The following is an 18,858-nucleotide window of genomic DNA, read 5'->3' as shown; positions in this document are numbered from 1 at the left end:
AATTTGTCATATATTTTGATCTAATTTTTTAATAGAATTTAATGTTTGGTTGTGTTGTTTTGGCACTATTGAATCAGAATTAAAGTTGGCTATCTGAAATTAATAGACACATTAATCTTAACTTTAAATGAAGGTCATTTATTTTCTTTGGAAACTAAATTTAAAATTTGTATTTCCATATTCTGTATGCATACTTTTTCTATACATTCATTATTATATATATAAGGGTCTGCTACACATTTTTCCAATGCATCACTTAAAGCTTGAATATTTTGTTTAGGAACTAATCCAAATTTTGCAGTATCAAGAGTAAATAAATCTGTAATACCAGCTGAAGAGTCATAACTAATAACAGGAATACCAAGAGCAATTGCTTCGGCTAATGTTACTGGACTACCTTCGTATAAAGAGCACATAACAAGACTCTTGCTTTGTAACATTAGTTGATGTGGTTCATCTACCCATCCAAGAAAATCTATTCTATCGGAAATATTAAGTTGTTTTGCTAGGTCTTTGAGTTTCTGGCATTCAGGCCCATCACCAACAATGGCCATTCTTCCCGTGAGATTACTCATAGCAAATGCTTTAATGGCATGGTCTACTTGCTTAATTTGAACTAAGCGCCCAACAAAAATTACATCCCATTTCTTTTTAGTAAATTTAGATCGACCTATAAGATCTTTAGGTAATTCTACACCATTTGCAATAGTGATAGTTGAATTTGGTTGTGTATGAATCTTTGCTTTATATTCTAAGTCACGGTTTACTGTAATTAGGTTTTTATTCTTAAATAATTTAGAAAACTTTCTTTTATTTCTAAAAAAACGAAAATACTCTTTGATTTGTTTTAAAGGATTGTTAAATCTTCTAATCTCTAAAAGATCTCCATGAATCCAATACCAGATGTTTTCTTTTTGGGTTAAGTATTTGCCTAGGTAATATCCATTATGAAAACCAATAATTATTAAATCAAAATTTCTCTTATTTATTAATGATGAAAAATTTTGCAGCTCTTTTGTCGAAAGTTCTTTAAACTTCCAAAGCTTACCAAATGCAAATTTTGTATCAATATTTAAGTCAATATATTCGATAGATGGGTCAACTATTAGTGTATTTCTACTCGAGTTTAAAACAGCAAGAGTTACTAAATGCTTGCTTTTTGCTAGAGTATGCGCAAGCGCGAGAGTAATTTTTTCAGCCCCCCCCTTACCTAAATCATCTACTATAAATAAAATTTTTTTCATTTAAAAAATTTACTCTTTATCCGCATTCCCCGCCAACACCATATAAATCAGCCCTACAAAAATCACAAATGCGCCGCCAATAGAACTTAAGCTAAAGTACAAAATACGGTCATTAGTGTCTAAGGCAAACAGGTTATTGGCCAGAATATAACGCATGAATAACCATTGAGCGACAGCAAATACAATTAGCATAATGCCACGATTACGAACTGCAGGACGCATAGCCATAGTAACGCTCAACTCAAAATTCAAAACGAAGCGCTATTATGCCACTAGCTTGGCTTTATCTCAATTCATAAAAAAACCCTGCAAATTTGCAGGGTTCTTCTCACATTCTCAAAACTTATTCTTGAGATTCTGCTTTTGGTTTTTCACGTAAACGAATACCCAAATCACGCAATTGAGTCGCTTCAACTGGTGCAGGTGCTTGAGTCAATGGACATTCAGCTGTCTTGGTTTTCGGGAAGGCAATTACATCACGAATAGACGATGCACCTGTCATCAACATCACCAAACGGTCTAAACCAAATGCCAAACCACCGTGCGGAGGCGCACCGTATTTCAATGCATTCAGTAAGAAGCTGAATTTCTCTTCGGCTTCTTCTTCTTCAATACCTAAAGCTTCAAAAATCGCTTTTTGCATTTCTAAAGTATAAATACGCAGTGAACCACCACCAATTTCAGTACCGTTCAATACCATGTCATACGCGACAGATAAAGCTTCACCAGGGTTGCTTTTCACATCTTCAACGCTTGATTTTGGTAAAGTGAAAGGGTGATGCACAGAGGTCCATTTACCATCATCAGTTTCTTCAAACATTGGGAAATCAACCACCCAAAGCGGTGCCCATTCACAAGTTGCAAGGTTCAAATCGTGACCGATTTTGACACGAAGTGCGCCCATTGCATCGTTTACAATTTTAGCTTTATCTGCACCAAAGAATACGATGTCGCCATTTTCAGCGCCTACACGTTTTAATAAATCAAGCACGATTGGCTCAATAAATTTCACAATTGGAGATTGTAAGCCTTCGATGCCTTTTTCAAGCTCATTGACTTTAATATACGCCAAACCTTTCGCACCATAGATGCCTACAAATTTAGTGTATTCATCAATCGCACTACGTGGCAATGAACCCGCGCCAGGAACGCGAAGGGCAACAATACGACCTTTCGGATCTTTCGCTGGGCCAGCAAATACTTTGAACTCAACGTCTTGCATCAAGTCAGCAACGTCTACCAATTTCAGTGGGATACGCAAGTCTGGCTTATCAGACGCATAATCACGCATCGCTTCTGAATACGGCATACGTTGGAATTTGTCGAATTTCACGCCTAGAAGTTCATCGAACATCTTCACGGTCATGCCTTCCATCAAATCCATAATATCATCGTCACTCATGAACGATGTTTCAATGTCGATTTGAGTAAATTCTGGCTGACGGTCTGCACGTAAATCTTCGTCACGGAAACATTTAGCGATTTGGTAATAACGGTCAATACCACCAACCATCAACAATTGTTTAAATAATTGTGGAGATTGTGGCAGAGCATAGAAGCTACCGTTAGATACACGGCTTGGTACTAAATAGTCACGCGCACCTTCAGGCGTTGCACGTGTTAAAATTGGTGTTTCAACATCCAAGAAACCATGATCGTCTAAATAGTTACGAATTAGGTTGGTGACTTTAGAACGGAAACGTAAGCGATCTAACATTTCTGGACGACGGATGTCCAAGAAACGGTATTTCAAACGAATTTCTTCTGAAATGTTGGTATTTTCATCGTTCAATGGGAACGGAGGCGTTTCAGATGCTGCAAGAACTTCAATTTCCTTGCCTAAAACTTCAATTTGTCCACTGACCATATTGGCATTTTCTGTGCCTGCATAGCGACGACGTACACGACCTGTGATTTTTAATACAAATTCTGAACGTGCTTTATCTGCAGTTGCAAATGCTTCTGGGGTATCTGGGTCAATTACGACTTGCACAAGACCATCACGGTCACGCATGTCTAGGAAAATTACACCACCGTGGTCACGACGACGGTGTACCCAACCACACAGGGTCACGGTTTGATCAATTTGAGCTTCGGTTAAAGAACCGCAATAATGAGTTCGCATCATAGCGTTAAAAATCCAACTATATGGGTTAAGGAAGCGAATACGTAAACAGCGCACCGCCTTTAGCAAAGGTAGGATTATGCCTCTTTGGGCATGTGGCTACAAGAACCTGCTGCAAAAACCGTGGGTTTTTAGCAGGAATCTGCTTCAAACTGAAGAATGTAGGCAGATGAAAGAGAAAGTAGAGCGATAGAGCGTTTATTCCATCCGCCCTTGAAAATCTAAAATCAGAAATAGCAGGCAGCCCAAACTGAACATGAGTAATGCCCCTTGGCTAAACTCATTGATGGCGCGTCCCGTAAAGTAATACAGTTCGGCTTGCCAAGTCGCATCGGGGATATAACGCGCATAATCCCAAAGTGAAAAACCACCAAATACAATCGACAAGATAATTAGAGCAATGGCATAAACGCGAATTTTACTGTTTACAGAACCGAGCTGCCGATGCTTGCGATAATAATGCAGGCTCATCCATAACAAAAAAGGCAGCGCCAAAATAGAACTGCCAATTTGTAGTACGCGATGCATCGGATAAATACCTGTGCCTAATTGTACAGATTGCGCTAAAAAATCCTGAAAGGCAAAACTACGAAAGTCGTGATGGGTTAAACCATCCCAAATTAAATGGGTGGCATTGCCAATCAGTAAGGCCAGAATCAAGCCACATACAAACCCAAGTACAGATTTTATCGTGTTTAGATTTAACGGGTGATGGATTCCCACAAAGCGATACAATGCAGGGCGATAGAGCAAATACCACAGCGCACAAAACACAAGACCCAATAATAAATTCGGATACAGCAATGCTGACCATAAATGAGGAGTGGGATCATGACGCAAAGTAAACAGACGGTGTAAATCTGGCAACATCGTACCTATCGCGAGTGCAGCGATGGGCAGACGTTGTCCTGAAAGCTTGGCGAGTGGTGGGGCAAGTACCGCATGTGAGAGCGTAAAGGGCATACCAATTCAAAGTAAAGAATATAAAAAATCAGAATAAATTGTGATGAACAGCTTAATTGAGAATACAGAGGAACAATGTTTTTTATTGCAATGTTAATGAAGTGTTATATTATAACATTAATTATTTTTGCTAATTTGAGCATGGGTCATGTCGTTCCATAAAAATTTAATAACACTTTCCATTTTTTCAGTGCTGACACCTGCAGCATTTGCCAATACTGAAAGCAGTAGTACACAACTGGAAACTATTCAGCTACAAGCACATCCTTTGGTGCAAACTGCAGCAGATTTTGCAGTAGCAGATCATGTGATTGATCAGAAAACGTTGGCAGAGCGGAGTACCACTATAGGTGATGCGATGGCAGATGAGCTAGGCGTATATTCCAATCAATATGGCTCAGGCTCTAGCCGCCCTGTGATTCGTGGACAAGATGGCCCACGGGTTAAAGTGCTGCAACATGCTTCAGAAACTGCCGATGTTTCTACACTTTCACCTGACCATGCCATCACTGTAGATCCGATTTTAGCCAAACAAGTTGAAATTATTCGTGGCCCATCAACATTACTTTATGGTGCAGGAACGGTTGGTGGCTTAGTTAATGTGACCGATCAAAAAATTCCAACTCAAATGCCAAATAATGGTTTAGAAGGACAGGTAGGTTTACGTTACAACACAGGTAGCGATGAAAAGCTAGTGAGTGCGGGGGTAACTGCAGCACTCAGTGATCAATTTGCGCTGCGTATTGAAGGTTCAAAACGTAAAGCCAATGATTACATTACCCCAAACTATTGGGTAGAGCATCATCATACAGAAGTACATGTTGAACCAGATGGCTCAACCCATACACATGAACATGAAGAGCTTGTAAAAGAACGCCGCGTGGGCAATACCTTTGCCGAAGGTCAAACGGTGAATATTGGTGGCTCATGGATTCATGATCGTGGTTTTGTGGGCGTGTCATATAGTAATCGTCAGGATAAATATGGGTTGCCAGGGCATAGCCATGAATATCATGGTTGTGTATTGCATGATGATCATTTTCATGGTTGCCCAACGCCTAATTCAAATGCTGTTGAAGAACATGCACATAGTGGCCCATGGGTAGATTTAGAATCACATCGTTATGATTTGCGTACCGAACTTGATCAGCCCTTTGCAGGCTTTGATAAACTGCGTGCGCACGCCAGCTTTACTGATTATGAACATGATGAATTAGAAGAAAATAAAGTTATCAGTAACTTTAGAAGTAAAGGCTACGATGCGCGTTTAGAGTTGGTTCATCAACCTGTTGCAGGTTGGGAAGGTGTGTTTGGTACACAGTATAGTCAGCAAAAAATTGATTTAACTGGACAAGTAGAACAACACGGCGATCATTCTCACGAAACCGTGCCTATGCCTGATACCAAAACTCAAAAATATAGTTTGTTCGGTTTAGAGCATAAACAATTTGGCGATGTGCATGTTGAACTCGGTGCACGGGTTGAACATCAAAAAATTGATGTCGATGCAGAGCTAAAAGATTATTCAGATACAGGCGTATCTGCTTCTGCAGCAGCCAACTGGCAGTTTGCACCGAACTATAAACTATCCCTTACAGGCTCACACCAACAGCGTTTACCGTTGGCGCAAGAGCTTTATGCAAATGGCATCCACTTTGCAACAAACACTTATGAGCGTGGAAATGCGAATTTAGATGTGGAAAAGTCGAATAATTTAGAACTTGGTTTGCACTATGAAGCCGATAAACTTGATTATTCGTTGCATGTCTATCACAACTGGTTTGATAATTATATTTATGGTGCAACTACTGACCATAAGGAAACTTTCCGTTTAATTGATTATCAACAAGACAAAGCCAAGTTTTATGGCACAGAAGCCAAGCTAGGTTATCAGATCAGCCCAGATTATAAACTCAGTGTATTTGGTGATTATGTCCGTGGTGAGATTGACAATCAAAATGCACCACGTGTACCTGCAGGGCGTTTGGGGACTAAAGTAGATGCCAACTTTGCCGATGGTTGGTCGGGTATGGCGGAATATTATCGTGTCTTCAAACAAGACAAGGTTGCTTATTTAGAGCAAGAAACAGCAGGCTATAATATGGTCAATGTTGGTGTGGCTTATGCGGGCAACTATGCCAACAAACAAGATTATCGTGTGTATTTTAAAGCCAACAACTTGCTAGATGATGAAGTGTATTCACATGCCTCATTCTTGTCGAATATTCCACAAGTGGGTCGTAACTTTACAGTTGGTGTGGAATTTGGCTTCTAAAATTCAATTTGCTTTGAGCAGGATGTCTGCGTGAAAACACAGAAATCCTCTTGAAAATCCAAACAATTAAACCTAGTCTGAGCGCATCGGACTAGGTTTTTTGTTATGCGTATCTTTCAGCGAATTCATCAAAAATTGAATTGGTCGCCTCGGGCGTATGTGGGACTTATTATAAGTTTTCTGGCTTTAGGTTATTTGGCGTCTGCGACCTACCACAGCTTAAAACCATTGCCCGAAGGGCTGAATTACACTGGAAAGTTACGTCATGCGCCTATTAAATTTATTGCCGATCAGACCTATATCGACGCGCAAGGTGTTCAGCAACAACAGCATCAAATTTTTAATGAAATTTTAGAGCTGATTGATGCAGCACAAAGCACCATTGTATTGGATATGTTCTTGTTTAATCCTGAAGTGGGAACATCTAAACAGCAGCATCAGCCACTGACACAGCAACTCACCGATGCTTTAATTCATAAACGTCAGCTGCAGCCAAATATTGAAATCAAAGTCATTACTGATCCCATTAATTCGGTATATGGTGGCATCGCACCTGAACATTATCGTCAATTGCGTCAGGCAGGTATTGATGTGATTGAAACAGATTTAACCCCGCTGCGCGCATCGAATCCTTTGTGGTCGGGTTTTTGGTATTTCTGCTGTCAGGGTATTCCAAATAATGCCGAAAAGGGCTGGCTACCCAGTCCTTTCGGCAAAGATAAAATTACCTTGCGCAGTTATTTTAGTCTGTTCAATTTTAAAGCCAATCATCGTAAAACCATGGTGGTCGATACCGCCGAAGGCTGGAAAGCATTGGTCACGTCGTTTAATCCACATGATGGCAGTTCACGTCATTCTAACAGCGCGTTATTGGTGACGGGCAATACTGCAGTAGATGTGTTGAAAACAGAACAAGCCGTCGCGCGTATGTCGCAGGGCAATCTGTCTGGGGTGATTGTGGGGGAGTTTGAGGCAGATTCGTCTTATCCTCAAGTGCAAGTCATCACTGAACAAGCCATTTTAGAGGGCAGTTTGACACTGATTCGGCAGACCAAAGCGCAAGAACATCTGGATTTGGCAATGTTCTATTTATCGGAGCGACAAATCATCAAGGCACTGATTGCTGCACAACAACGTGGCGTACAAGTGCGAGTATTACTCGACCCGAATAAAGATGCTTTTGGACGTGAAAAAAATGGCATTCCAAACCGACAGGTGGCGGCAGAATTACATGCTGCAGGGGTGAAGGTACGTTGGTGTAATACCCAAGGTGAGCAATGCCACAATAAAATGCTGATAAAATCGAATGCCACACAGGCTGAGTTGATTTTAGGTTCTGCCAATTTCACCGCACGTAATTTAAAAAACTATAATTTAGAAAGCAACTTGCGTGTGGTCGGACAGGTGCAAGACCCTGTATTTCAGGATGCTCAACACTATTTTAATACCGCATGGTCAAACCTTGAGGGTAAAAATATGAGTGTGGATTATGCGGTTTATGCCGATGAGTCGAAGTGGAAATATGCGCTGTATCGCTTTATGGAATGGAGTGGTTTATCGACCTTTTGATTTTTTAATTGTATGCCTTGAACTCAAAAATCCCTCTTGTTGAAAGAGGGATTTTTTGTGCCGAATATTACTTTACAGGATTTGGCGGCACCATTTCATCCAAATCTTTATCACTCATTTGATCTAACTCGGCAATATCGGTTTTGATTTTCCATTGTGCTTCATCATCCACAGGATTCGGTAAACGCGCTTCTAACCAATCACAAACCACATCTGGGCTAAATTCTGGATGGTTGCATTGAATTACCCACGATAAAAAATCTTTGGCTTCACCATTCATATACGGTGGCGGTGAAACAGGTAAGAATTGAGTCGGCAAGCGCTCATCTCTGGAAATATAATTCAGCACATGTCCCAATTCCTGCACAGTTTGCCATGCCAACGGATGTTCTACATCAATTTGAAATTTGAACCACCATGCATGCTGACCGTCTGAACCATAAGCGTCTACACGGGCTTGCTGTACACTCGGAACTTTGCAGAAAAACTGATGAAGGCGGTCAAAATTTAATTCAGGCACGAGGTTTCATCCAATTTCAAAAAAAATGTATCTTAGCATAGGGGTTGGAGATATTTCATAAATGGCGAGCCGTGTCGGTGAAATCTGCGGAGACGAAAGTTTAAAATTGCTGTTTTTTTATTCATTGTTTATCCTTAATTTGAGCTTAGAATAAAAATATGAAAATAGGAGTGCTAGATATGAAAGTGGCGATTTTAACTGCATTGAGTGGCATGCTATTTTTAGGTGTGTCGATGCAGAGCTTGGCCGAAACCAATCGCTGGGCAGGATATACAGGCGTCAATACACAGCGTGATCAGCATCGTCCTTATTCGCCACAACATCGTCCTGCTTATCCGCAGCATCGACCTTATCATTCACAGCAACCCTATTCCTATCCACCACATTATCCATACCATCAACGACCTGTGCCGCAGTGGGGGCAGCCCACGATTCGTAGTGGCATCAATATTCAATACAATGCGCCAAGTACTGTGCAATATAACCACCAAAGTTACAGTTGGGTAAATGGTGAGCCAAGTAGCGCACATATTGAAAGTTCGACCTATCGTGTGGTGACCGACTGGCAGCACTTGGGTTTACCCGCTCCGCCACGAGGTATGTACTGGATTTTTGAACATGGGCGTTATGTGTTGGTGGCAAATCGTTGAGAAAAAAGTGAAATCATAGAGATCAATGCTTCTAGATATTGAATATCTAGAAGCATTTTTTTGACCTATTTTAGATTTTTACGCCAATTCATCATCTTCTGGGCGAGGGGTTTTGCCTTGTGCTAAAGGCTTTTCACTGTGCTTGTCTCTAATAACGGAAGGGTAATGCCAAGATGCAAAACGCACCACTAAAATTGCAGCGGCTAAAATTAAAATTGAACCAGTAATAATCACTAAGTCGAGATCAGCTTTATGGTCGTGTTGAATATCTGAAATTAGCAAACGGGTTAGTGCGGTAATGGCAATATAAATTAAAAAACGCACAGGCATGTGATTGGTTTTAAAATAAATACCCACCATTGCACCTAGTTCTAAATAGATAAAAAGCAATAAGATGTCATCAATAGTGGCATATTGTTTGATGGTGAAAATATCAATTACCGTATGTCCAGCAGACCAAATGACCATACAGCCAATGATAAAGAGCGCAAGATAATGAAAACTTTCTACAGCCCAATTGCCATATTTGTCTAATAGGCTTTCAACTGCTTGAATATTTTTATCTATTTTTGAACGACGTACTGCCATTTTCACCTCCTGTTTAAGTATGGATATTCAGACTTCAACAAAGGTGATGCAAATTTCATGCACAAATTAGAATAGGTATATAAAATTTAGTATAAAAAAACGCCTGATGATTCAGGCGTTTTTGCGATACTGTATTAATTAAGACTGGTTGGTGAAGTAATCTTCACTGAAGTTCATTACCACTTCTGCACCCGCTTTCACTTTGGTAATGCGTAAAGCCAGTTCTGGCAAAATACGTTGTACAAAGTACAGTGCCAATGACAATTTGTTTTGATAGAACTCACCCTCTTTTTGTTTGGCTGCATTGGCAATGCGCGCAAACATATATGAGAAGCTGAGCAAACCTACCGCATGTAAATAATCAACCGCTGCTGCGTTCGGGAAATCTACATTTTCTTTGGCTGCATTTAAAACGTATAGGGTCACAGATTCGACTTCGGTCGCTGCATCCAAAGTTGCATCTTTAATGAAGTTGAGGTCTGCATCTAAACCATTGGTGAAATCACGGATTTCTGCAATGTATTCTGCAATAAATTCGCCATTGCATTTAATGGTTTTACGACCAATCAAGTCTTGTGATTGTACGCCGTTGGTGCCTTCATAGATTTGCGCAATACGTAAGTCACGTACACATTGTTCCATGCCCCATTCACGAATATAACCGTGACCACCAAATACCATTTGCGCATCTAAAGTTGCTTGGAATGCAGTATCTGTGAGGTAAGCTTTTGCAATTGGTGTTAACAGCGCGACACGGTCATTGGCTGCTTTTACAGCTTCAGGGTCTGTTGAGAACTTAGTGATATCCAGTTGCTGACCCACGTAAACTGCAAATGCACGAGATGCTTCATTATTGGCACGGGCATTGAGCAACATGCGACGAACATCACCATGAACTAAAATGCTATCCGCAGGTTTGCTTGGAGATTTAACACCAGAAGCACTACGACCTTGTAAACGATCAGTCGCATATTGAGCTGCATTTTGGTAGGCAAATTCAGAAGCACCAAGACCTTGGATACCCATTGATAAACGTTCATAGTTCATCATCACGAACATTGCGGCCAAGCCTTCATTTTCTTTACCCACTAAGTAGCCTTTGGCACCATCAAAGTTCATCACACATGTTGCAGAGGCTTTAATGCCCATTTTGTGTTCGATTGAGCCTGGGGCTACAGGGTTGCGTTCACCCAATGAACCATCTTCATTCACCAAGAATTTTGGCACGATGAATAAAGAAATACCGCGTGAACCTGCAGGAGCATCAGGTGTTTTCGCTAAAACTAAGTGAATGATATTTTGTGCGAGGTCGTGATCACCACCTGTAATGAAGATCTTAGTACCTGTAATGTTATAAGTACCATCTTCGTTGCGTTCAGCTTTAGTTTTAATAATCCCTAAATCTGTACCTGCATGCGGTTCAGTTAAGCACATGGTGCCTGACCATTCGCCAGAGTAGATTTTAGGTAAATAGGTTTCTTTCTGTTCTTGTGATGCATAACTGCTTAACGCCATGCCTGCACCGACAGACAGTAGTGGATACAACAAGAATGATGGGTTGGTGGCAAACAGCATTTCATCTGACAATACTGTCAGCATTTTTGGCATGCCTTGACCACCCCATTCTTCATCTGCGCCTAAACCAATCCAGCCGCCTTCGGCATATTGTTTAAATGCTTCTTTAAAACCAGCAGGGGTAGTGACTTCGCCATTGTTATAGGTCGCGCCTTCTTCATCACCGCTACGGTTAATCGGCAGCGTCACGTTTTGGGCAAATTTTGCCATTTCTTCCAAAATTGCTTCAGCCGTTGCAGCATCAAGGTGAGCGAGGTTTTCATTGTTTTGCCAGAATTGTTCTGCATTGAATACATCATTTAAGATGAATTTCATATCGGCAAGTGGGGCATTATAAATTGGCATGTGAGTTCACCTGTTTATTGTTTGAATCTTGATTCGTTGAGTTCAGTGTAATCTACAATTGTGAATGTTGTGGACCACTAAAGCGAAAGAATGCTTTATTTATAAAGAAAAAGGACTGTCAATGCTATGACCGTCCTTTCTCAATTTCTGTACTCAAGAGTACAACATTTTGAATATCTCGCTAAATATGTTCAATATTTAGCGAGTTTCAATTTTCGCTTAGAAAGCAAAGTGTTCAGCATCTAATGCAAATAGTGGCTCTACACCTGTTGCAATCACGTCTACGTGTGAGCGAACACGTGGCAAGATTTTCTTGAAGTAGAAACGTGCAGTCGTCACTTTAGCATTGTAGAAGTCTACATCGGTGGTGCCCGCTGCAAGTGCTTCTTGTGCGACCAATGCCATACGAGCCCATAGGTAAGCAAGCGTTACATAGCCAGAGAAGTACATGTAGTCTACTGCTGCAGCACCTACTTCTTCAGGGTTTTGCATTGCACGCATACCAATTTGCATGGTCAAATCGCCCCATTCTTTATTGAGCGCTGCGAGCGGTTCAACAAATTCTTGCATTGCTGCGTTGTCTTTGTTGGCTTCTGCAAATTTATGGATGATTTTGGTGAAGTCTTTCAACATTGCACCTTGTGTACCCAAAACTTTACGACCTAACAAATCGATTGCTTGAATTTCAGTTGTACCTTCGTATAAGCAAGCAATACGTGTATCACGTACGATTTGCTCCATGCCGTGCTCAGAAATAAAGCCATGGCCACCGAAGACTTGCACACCATGATTTGCAGATTCGTAACCAGTTTCAGTTAAGAATGCTTTTGCAATTGGCGTCAATAAAGACAAGATGTTGTCAGAGAACTTACGTTCTTCTTCAGTTGCACCTTGTTCAACGATATCTGCGTGTAGAGACAACAGATACACTAGTGCGCGACCACCTTCTGCAAATGCTTTCTGCGTCAACAGCATGTTACGTACCGCAGGATGCACAATGATTGGATCTGCTTCTTTTTCAGGAGCTTTCGGACCAGAAAGTGAGCGCATTGCTAAACGGTCTTTGGCATAAGTCAACGCACCTTGGAAAGAACCTTCAGATGCTGCAAGACCTTGTACCGCTGTACCGATACGTGCAGTGTTCATGAACGTGAACATGCAGTTTAGACCACGGTTTTCAGGGCCAATCAAGAAACCTTTCGCATTATCAAAGTTGATGACGCAAGTTGCGTTACCATGAATCCCCATTTTGTGTTCGATTGAACCACAACGAACTGCGTTACGCTCCCCTAAAGAGCCATCTGCATTTACATTGAACTTTGGTACGATAAATAAAGAAATACCCTTAGTACCTTTAGGTGCGCCTGGTAAACGTGCCAATACGATGTGCACGATATTCTCTGCCATGTCATGTTCACCAGCAGAGATAAAGATTTTCTCGCCAGAGATTGCATAGCTACCGTCTGCTTGTGGTTCAGCTTTAGTACGGATAATACCCAAGTCAGAACCTGCATGAGATTCGGTTAAACACATGGTACCCGTCCACTCACCTGAAACAAGCTTTGGCAGATAGGTTGCTTTTTGTTCATCTGAACCGTGATGTTCTAAAGTACGTACAGCACCATGAGAAAGACCTGGGTACATGCCCCATGCCCAGTTTGCTGTACCTACCATTTCTGAAATCACGTTTCCTAAAGAAACAGGTAGACCTTGACCGCCATATTGCTCTTCAGCAGAAAGAGACGGGAAGCCAAGTTCGATATATTTTTGATACGCTTCTTTAAAGCCTGTAGGCGTAGTAACAACACCGTCGTTCCAAGTACAACCTTCACGGTCACCGCTTTGGTTGATTGGAGAAAGTTCATTTTCACAGAAATCTGCTGCAGCTTCCAAATATTGGTCAACCAATTCACGGCTTACGTTTTCTTGGAATGCAGGTAATTTTGAATAGTGATCTTCGGCATTTAATAATTCATGCAAAACAAATTGCATATCACGTAAAGGCGCTTTGTATTGTGGCATATCGGTTTCCTCAATACTGGTTTGACCAGCGTTATATTTTAAATGGATTTCATCGCATGCCTTATTAGACATGCCGTGTTGCAATGGTTGTAATCGTGCAACATCTTCTAATTCGGTACAAGCATCTGCATAGCATTTCTTGGTGACTGTAAAGTCAAAGATTTTTACCTTGAAATGGCTAAACTGCTTGAGTGTAAATAGTTTTGCTGAATTTGAAATGATACAAATAGTCAAAACCGTAAAGAGATATGTCCAATAAAAAAGGCGCAATTTGCGCCTTTTTTATCTATTTATGCTTTTTAGAGTGGCTTAAGCAGCCTTATCCGGTGCTGAAACAGGTGCGTTAGGCTGGAAGTGAACGATACATTTGCCATCTATTGTTTGTGTGCCGACTTTTAGCTGCACGGCTTTACCATGGGTTTGACCTTGGCAGGCTTTGGTCGCAGCTTGTTCACGCGCTTGACGTTCAGCTAAACGTTGATCGTATTGCTGGGTTAACTCAGCACGTTTCGCATCGGTTAGTGGTTCGCCACGTTGCATATGCATGCCACGGAATTCACTACGATCGGCTTTATCGGCACGCATTGGGTGATGTTCACCACGTTTCATTTTATCACGGTTCGGTTTAAATGTAATCGCACATGTGCCTTGTAGTGTTTGCTCACCTGCTTTGACTTGGACTGCTGAACCCACCGCTTTGCCATCGCAGGCTTTTTTTATGTCTTGCATGACTTGTTTACGTTCAGTACGCATTTTTTCAAATTGTTTGCGTTGTTCAGGCGTCATGTGACGGTCTTTCTGATAATGACCATGCATATATTGCGACTGCTTCATATCTTTTGGTGCTTGGGTGGATTGACAGGCAGTCAACGCACCTACAGATAAAACGCTGGCAGTGGCTAAAGCAATTTTTGTCATCTTATTCATTCTAAATTCCCCCATACAAGAGCATGTGATTTTGGATGATTAAAGATTAAATAATAAAGATGTAGAAACAATGGAGAGTTTTTTCTAGCACTGTTGGTTACAATGCTCAAAATCGACAAAAAAGCTGAGATTGCGCTTTTGAAAATTCGCCGTATACCCATCGCATTACGCCTGTTCTTAACAGTGCTGCTGACGACCTTGCTGATTACCACGGTCAGCTTGGGGGTATTGCATGTCAATATGCAGCGAAACTTCAGCAAATATGTGGCCGATGTCGAAATGCAAAAGCTGGACTTGCTCACTCAAAACTTGGCAGAAGTCTATGCGGTATATCACGATTGGGGCAATGCCATTCAGGCGCAAATTCTCCAAATTGAAGGTGAAGCTGCGCCCGATGATTATGACCGTTTATCGCGGTGGTGGTTGCGCCGTCAGTATGACATTGCCTTGCAGCAGCGTTATTTTCAGGAACACACCCTCGCCAATGTAAACCCAAGTGTGGTCGAGCCTGATCTAGCTAAACGACAAGCCAATGCCGCAGAACTTCGCTGGTTAGAACTGAATTTACCTTCACAGTTTCAGCCATTTGAAGGTTTGGTCTTTCCTTTAAGTGCCAATCAAAATGCTTTCCGTTCAGATCGTAAAAATGAAGGGCAAAACAACACGACAGAATCTTCAGGGAAAAAACAATTTATTTCGATGCCTGACCGCTTGGGTTTGAGTTCGCGCTTATCTTTATATGATGCACAGCGGCAATTTGTGGTAGGAGAGCCTGCTGAAACTCAAATTTCTTATCGTCCAATTATGGTCAATGAAAAAGTCGTGGGCTATTTAGGCTTAAAACCTGTGTTAGATCAGGAAGATGCTTTAAGTATTAACTTTTTTAGTAAGCAAACCCGTTATTTATTATTGGTTTATGCCTTAAGTATTTTGGCCAGTTTGATTGCTGCCTTATTGTTAGCGACCTATTTTAAAAAGCCAATTCAGCGCTTATTAAATGGCACACGTGAATTAACCAAAGGCCATTATCAGCATCAGGTCAAGGTCAATCGTAATGATGAGTTGGGGGATTTATCTACCGAATTGAATCATTTGGCGGTGATTTTAGATCAACATGAAACTTCACGTCGTCAGTGGGTGGCAGATACTTCGCATGAGTTAAAAACGCCATTGGCGGTGTTGCAGGCACAAATTGAAGCCATGCAAGATGGTATCCGCAAAGCCACACCAGAGCATTTGGCTGCGATGATGCATCAGGTCAATAATCTGAAAAAACTCACACAGGATTTATCGGACTTGGCGCAAGCCGAAGCCATGCAGCTGAAATGCTATTTTTCGATTATTGATCCATGGCAAGTGATTGAGCAGGAAATTGAAAGCTTTAAGCCGAAATTTGAACAAGCGCAGTTGGACGTGATCGTGTCGGGTGAAGGCACGCAATTACAATTGGATATAGACCGTTTTAAGCAAATTATGCTCAACTTGCTCAGTAATAGTATTCGTTATACCGAAGCGGGTGGGCAGGTGCATATTCACACCCGTCAAAGTGCAACAGAATGGACAGTGTATGTAGATGACAGTCCGTTTGGTTTAAGTGATGAACAATTGGCACGTTTGGGTGAGCGTTTTTATCGTGCCGATGATTCACGTACACGCGCCACAGGTGGGACAGGTTTAGGTCTGGCTTTATCGGTCAAAATTGCCAAAGCATTGGGCGGAGAGTTAAGTTTTGCACATTCACCATTGGGTGGTTTACGTTGCAAATTAAGCTTTCCTAAAACAATCAAATCTTGAAGGACTTTAAGGAATCGTGCATGAAACATATCTTGCTGGTTGAAGATGAAATTGAACTTGCCCAATTGGTGCGAGATTATTTAGAAGCTGCTGGTTTTGAAGTCAGTATGTTTCATGATGGGCAAGAAGCTTATGACAGCTTTTTGCAGCGTAAACCGAGCCTGATGATTTTAGATTTAATGGTACCGCGTATGGATGGTTTGACCATTTGCCGCAAAGTGCGTGAACAGTCCGATGTACCTATTATTATGGTCACGGCACGTACTGAAGAAATTGATCGGGTGCTGGGTCTAAACATGGGCGCAGATGACTATGTGTGTAAGCCTTTTAGTCCGAAAGAATTGGTGGCACGTGTGCAAGCGGTGTTGCGCCGTTTGGAACGTAAGGCTGAGCCCGAAGATCAGTCTTTGTTCCGTATGGATAAAGCGCAGCAGCGTATTTGGTATCAGCAAAAAACCTTGAATTTGACCCCAACCGAATTCCGTTTATTGGAATTGTTTTTAGAGCATGTTGGGCAGGTGTATTCACGTGCGCAATTGTTAGATCATATTAACCCTGACAGTTTTGAAGTGGCAGATCGGGTGATCGATAGCCACATTAAAAACTTGCGCCGTAAAATTTCTGACGCTGCCGAAACAGGTAATCGACATGAGTGGATTCAAGCGGTGTATGGTGTAGGTTATCGTTTTGAATATCCTGAAGAGTGATTTAGAATATATTGTTAAGCGGTTGAAAAAGTGATATTTTTCAACCGTTTTTTTATAACAATTATTTTAGAGGGAAACTCATGATGAAAAAAACGATTTTAACTGTGTCTTGTGCCTTAATTTTGACAGCTTGTGGTGGTGGTGGTGGTGGTGGTGGTGGTGGTGGAAGTGACACTTCACCCAAAAATCCTGCAGATGGTAGTGTCATTCAACAACCAGCCAATGATTTGTCTAATGCAAAAGAGTTGATTCAGACGGTAAATAATATTGTTGCGTATTATGATGGCTTTGCTGATATTAGTGAACGTTATCAACAACCAATACAGGCGATTAATGGTACAACAAGTGATTTGATTGACGCTGCGGATATTGTTATTACATTAGTACGTTTGGCACAGGCAGATGCGGGTGGGAGTAATAAAACATATACAGCCAAAGATTTAGAAAAATTATTAGCATTAGGTGGTTTTACTCAAGAGTACAACATAAAAAATAATACGTTGCAGGTGGTAACGAGTGCAAATAGTGTACAAGTATCGGGTACATTAAAAGCTGAAACTTTTCAGAATTTTGATTTTGATAAAGCTCAACAAGATAATTGGCCTGATGGTTGGTTTTCAAATCCAGAATATGCTATTTATGGTGATGAAATGGCTATTACTGTAGGTAATTTTACAGTTGAGGAACCTGTTTTAGATCAGGTAAATACTACTTTAAATGCGACAATTGGTGCTAACAGTATTTTAGAAGTACAAAACTTAGCTAATAATAAAAAAGCAAAATTAAGTTTTAGTAACACCAGTGCAATTGCAGTAACGTATGCGGATGCAATGAAAATGGATGAGCGAGCTGCAGAAGAATTACCACAAAATGCTCAATTAAAGTTTTTAAATGTACAGTTTGAAAGTGAAGGATTAACTGCTATTTTGACTGAGTTTTCAGCTCAAGCTAAAGTTGCAAAGTTGACTGATGGCGTAGCTAGTTATGATCAGTTAATACCTGCAGAAATTATTTTAAAAGGTAGTCTTGATCTCAATGATGAATTGCTTCAACTAGATGCAAAGTTAAACTTAAATAATGATTTTAATAAAGTTTATAATATTCTTGTAGAAACACCAGATAATTTTATGGATGCAAGCGTATATCTTAAATTAGCTGGTAATTTAAAAGGTGCTCAAGCTACGACAAAACCATTTGTGTTAAGTGTAAATGCAAAGCGTTCAGAACTCACTAAGGGAACAGCGAATATTGAAGTTGCCGTAGATAAGTCTGTACTAGATATTAATCTAGTAGCACAACAGTTGAATGCTGAACCATTTTTATCTGCTGTTATTAAAAATAAAATAGGTGCTTCGGTCACTATTGAAAATATTGATACATTTACTCAGGCAGATATTATGGTAAATGGAAAATCTCAAGGTAAGGTGACAAAAAACTCAACAGGAAACTATATCGCTTCATTTGTTGATAATCAGATTCTTGTTATAGCTCCTTAATATTATAAGGAAATGGTTTCTTGATACAGTGATGTCTATACAAATAGATTTTTCTGAA

Annotated in this window: 15 protein-coding genes; 6 read left to right on the top strand and 9 right to left on the bottom strand. The window is 40.7% G+C overall.

The features are described 5' to 3' along the window. Nucleotides 1-134 precede the first annotated feature (134 nt). The 4 genes from C3Y93_RS07010 to C3Y93_RS06995 form a co-directional block, all read right to left on the bottom strand. On the bottom strand, nucleotides 135-1,244 hold the full coding sequence (locus tag C3Y93_RS07010) for a glycosyltransferase (protein WP_104852496.1): 1,110 nt from the start codon (nucleotides 1,242-1,244) through the stop codon (nucleotides 135-137). A 9-nt stretch (nucleotides 1,245-1,253) separates the two neighbouring features. After that, a complete protein-coding gene (locus C3Y93_RS07005; RefSeq protein WP_104852495.1) occupies nucleotides 1,254-1,472 on the bottom strand; it encodes a hypothetical protein in 219 nt (72 codons plus the stop codon). A 115-nt stretch (nucleotides 1,473-1,587) separates the two neighbouring features. Further along, entirely contained in the window at nucleotides 1,588-3,372 is a 1,785-nt protein-coding gene (gene aspS / locus C3Y93_RS07000) for an aspartate--tRNA ligase (RefSeq protein WP_104852494.1), read from the bottom strand. Nucleotides 3,373-3,567: 195 nt separating this feature from the next. Beyond that, nucleotides 3,568-4,332, bottom strand: a complete 765-nt coding sequence (locus C3Y93_RS06995; protein WP_104852493.1) for a DUF4184 family protein — start codon at nucleotides 4,330-4,332, stop codon at nucleotides 3,568-3,570. Between the two features lie 148 nt (nucleotides 4,333-4,480). Between C3Y93_RS06995 and znuD the strand changes: the two genes are divergently transcribed. Further along, the gene (gene znuD, locus C3Y93_RS06990) at nucleotides 4,481-6,607 is read left to right on the top strand and encodes a zinc piracy TonB-dependent receptor ZnuD (protein WP_104852492.1); all 2,127 of its coding nucleotides are present in this window, start codon (nucleotides 4,481-4,483) and stop codon (nucleotides 6,605-6,607) included. A 105-nt stretch (nucleotides 6,608-6,712) separates the two neighbouring features. Then, on the top strand, nucleotides 6,713-8,176 hold the full coding sequence (locus tag C3Y93_RS06985; RefSeq protein WP_104852491.1) for a phospholipase D family protein: 1,464 nt from the start codon (nucleotides 6,713-6,715) through the stop codon (nucleotides 8,174-8,176). A 67-nt stretch (nucleotides 8,177-8,243) separates the two neighbouring features. Here the strand turns inward: C3Y93_RS06985 and C3Y93_RS06980 are convergent, their stop codons facing one another. Then, entirely contained in the window at nucleotides 8,244-8,696 is a 453-nt protein-coding gene (locus C3Y93_RS06980) for a hypothetical protein (RefSeq protein ID WP_004975032.1), read from the bottom strand. A 179-nt stretch (nucleotides 8,697-8,875) separates the two neighbouring features. Here C3Y93_RS06980 and C3Y93_RS06975 point away from each other — a divergent pair, with 179 nt between their 5' ends. Further along, nucleotides 8,876-9,346 carry an RcnB family protein gene (locus C3Y93_RS06975; protein ID WP_004975035.1) on the top strand — a complete coding sequence of 157 codons (471 nt, stop codon included), beginning with the start codon at nucleotides 8,876-8,878 and terminating at the stop codon, nucleotides 9,344-9,346. Between the two features lie 78 nt (nucleotides 9,347-9,424). Here C3Y93_RS06975 and C3Y93_RS06970 read toward each other — a convergent pair whose 3' ends face one another. The 4 genes from C3Y93_RS06970 to C3Y93_RS06955 form a co-directional block, all read right to left on the bottom strand. After that, nucleotides 9,425-9,934, bottom strand: coding sequence for a phosphate-starvation-inducible protein PsiE (locus tag C3Y93_RS06970; protein WP_004975036.1), 510 nt, complete (start codon nucleotides 9,932-9,934; stop codon nucleotides 9,425-9,427). 138 nt (nucleotides 9,935-10,072) lie between these two features. Further along, nucleotides 10,073-11,854, bottom strand: a complete 1,782-nt coding sequence (locus C3Y93_RS06965) for an acyl-CoA dehydrogenase C-terminal domain-containing protein (protein WP_104852490.1) — start codon at nucleotides 11,852-11,854, stop codon at nucleotides 10,073-10,075. 219 nt (nucleotides 11,855-12,073) lie between these two features. After that, nucleotides 12,074-13,876, bottom strand: coding sequence for an acyl-CoA dehydrogenase C-terminal domain-containing protein (locus C3Y93_RS06960; RefSeq protein WP_104853258.1), 1,803 nt, complete (start codon nucleotides 13,874-13,876; stop codon nucleotides 12,074-12,076). 309 nt (nucleotides 13,877-14,185) lie between these two features. Then, a complete protein-coding gene (locus C3Y93_RS06955) occupies nucleotides 14,186-14,803 on the bottom strand; it encodes a hypothetical protein (RefSeq protein ID WP_104852489.1) in 618 nt (205 codons plus the stop codon). A 138-nt stretch (nucleotides 14,804-14,941) separates the two neighbouring features. On the opposite strand from C3Y93_RS06955, the gene baeS reads away from it, so the two are divergent. From baeS to C3Y93_RS06940, 3 genes are all read left to right on the top strand, one after another. Then, nucleotides 14,942-16,597, top strand: coding sequence for a sensor histidine kinase efflux regulator BaeS (gene baeS, locus C3Y93_RS06950; protein WP_104853257.1), 1,656 nt, complete (start codon nucleotides 14,942-14,944; stop codon nucleotides 16,595-16,597). A 20-nt stretch (nucleotides 16,598-16,617) separates the two neighbouring features. Continuing rightward, nucleotides 16,618-17,304: a response regulator gene (locus tag C3Y93_RS06945; RefSeq protein WP_104852488.1), complete on the top strand. Its 687-nt coding sequence runs from the start codon at nucleotides 16,618-16,620 to the stop codon at nucleotides 17,302-17,304. 83 nt (nucleotides 17,305-17,387) lie between these two features. Continuing rightward, the gene (locus tag C3Y93_RS06940; protein ID WP_158660392.1) at nucleotides 17,388-18,800 is read left to right on the top strand and encodes a hypothetical protein; all 1,413 of its coding nucleotides are present in this window, start codon (nucleotides 17,388-17,390) and stop codon (nucleotides 18,798-18,800) included. The last annotated feature ends 58 nt before the right edge of the window (nucleotides 18,801-18,858 follow it).

The organism is Acinetobacter sp. SWBY1 (assembly GCF_002946595.1).
Classification (GTDB): domain Bacteria; phylum Pseudomonadota; class Gammaproteobacteria; order Pseudomonadales; family Moraxellaceae; genus Acinetobacter; species Acinetobacter towneri.
The sequence above is the reverse complement of the archived record's forward strand: the minus strand, read 5'-3'. Positions and strand labels throughout refer to the sequence as shown.

Coding starts and splice junctions, on each gene's coding strand:
- znuD (WP_104852492.1), top strand. CDS start 4,481: ATGTCGTTCCATAAAAATTTAATAACACTTTCCATTTTTTCAGTGCTG.
- C3Y93_RS07010 (WP_104852496.1), bottom strand. CDS start 1,244: ATGAAAAAAATTTTATTTATAGTAGATGATTTAGGTAAGGGGGGGGCT.
- C3Y93_RS06955 (WP_104852489.1), bottom strand. CDS start 14,803: ATGAATAAGATGACAAAAATTGCTTTAGCCACTGCCAGCGTTTTATCT.
- C3Y93_RS07005 (WP_104852495.1), bottom strand. CDS start 1,472: ATGGCTATGCGTCCTGCAGTTCGTAATCGTGGCATTATGCTAATTGTA.
- C3Y93_RS06945 (WP_104852488.1), top strand. CDS start 16,618: ATGAAACATATCTTGCTGGTTGAAGATGAAATTGAACTTGCCCAATTG.
- C3Y93_RS06970 (WP_004975036.1), bottom strand. CDS start 9,934: ATGGCAGTACGTCGTTCAAAAATAGATAAAAATATTCAAGCAGTTGAA.
- C3Y93_RS06995 (WP_104852493.1), bottom strand. CDS start 4,332: ATGCCCTTTACGCTCTCACATGCGGTACTTGCCCCACCACTCGCCAAG.
- C3Y93_RS06985 (WP_104852491.1), top strand. CDS start 6,713: ATGCGTATCTTTCAGCGAATTCATCAAAAATTGAATTGGTCGCCTCGG.
- C3Y93_RS06965 (WP_104852490.1), bottom strand. CDS start 11,854: ATGCCAATTTATAATGCCCCACTTGCCGATATGAAATTCATCTTAAAT.
- C3Y93_RS06960 (WP_104853258.1), bottom strand. CDS start 13,876: ATGCCACAATACAAAGCGCCTTTACGTGATATGCAATTTGTTTTGCAT.
- aspS (WP_104852494.1), bottom strand. CDS start 3,372: ATGATGCGAACTCATTATTGCGGTTCTTTAACCGAAGCTCAAATTGAT.
- C3Y93_RS06975 (WP_004975035.1), top strand. CDS start 8,876: ATGAAAGTGGCGATTTTAACTGCATTGAGTGGCATGCTATTTTTAGGT.
- C3Y93_RS06940 (WP_158660392.1), top strand. CDS start 17,388: ATGAAAAAAACGATTTTAACTGTGTCTTGTGCCTTAATTTTGACAGCT.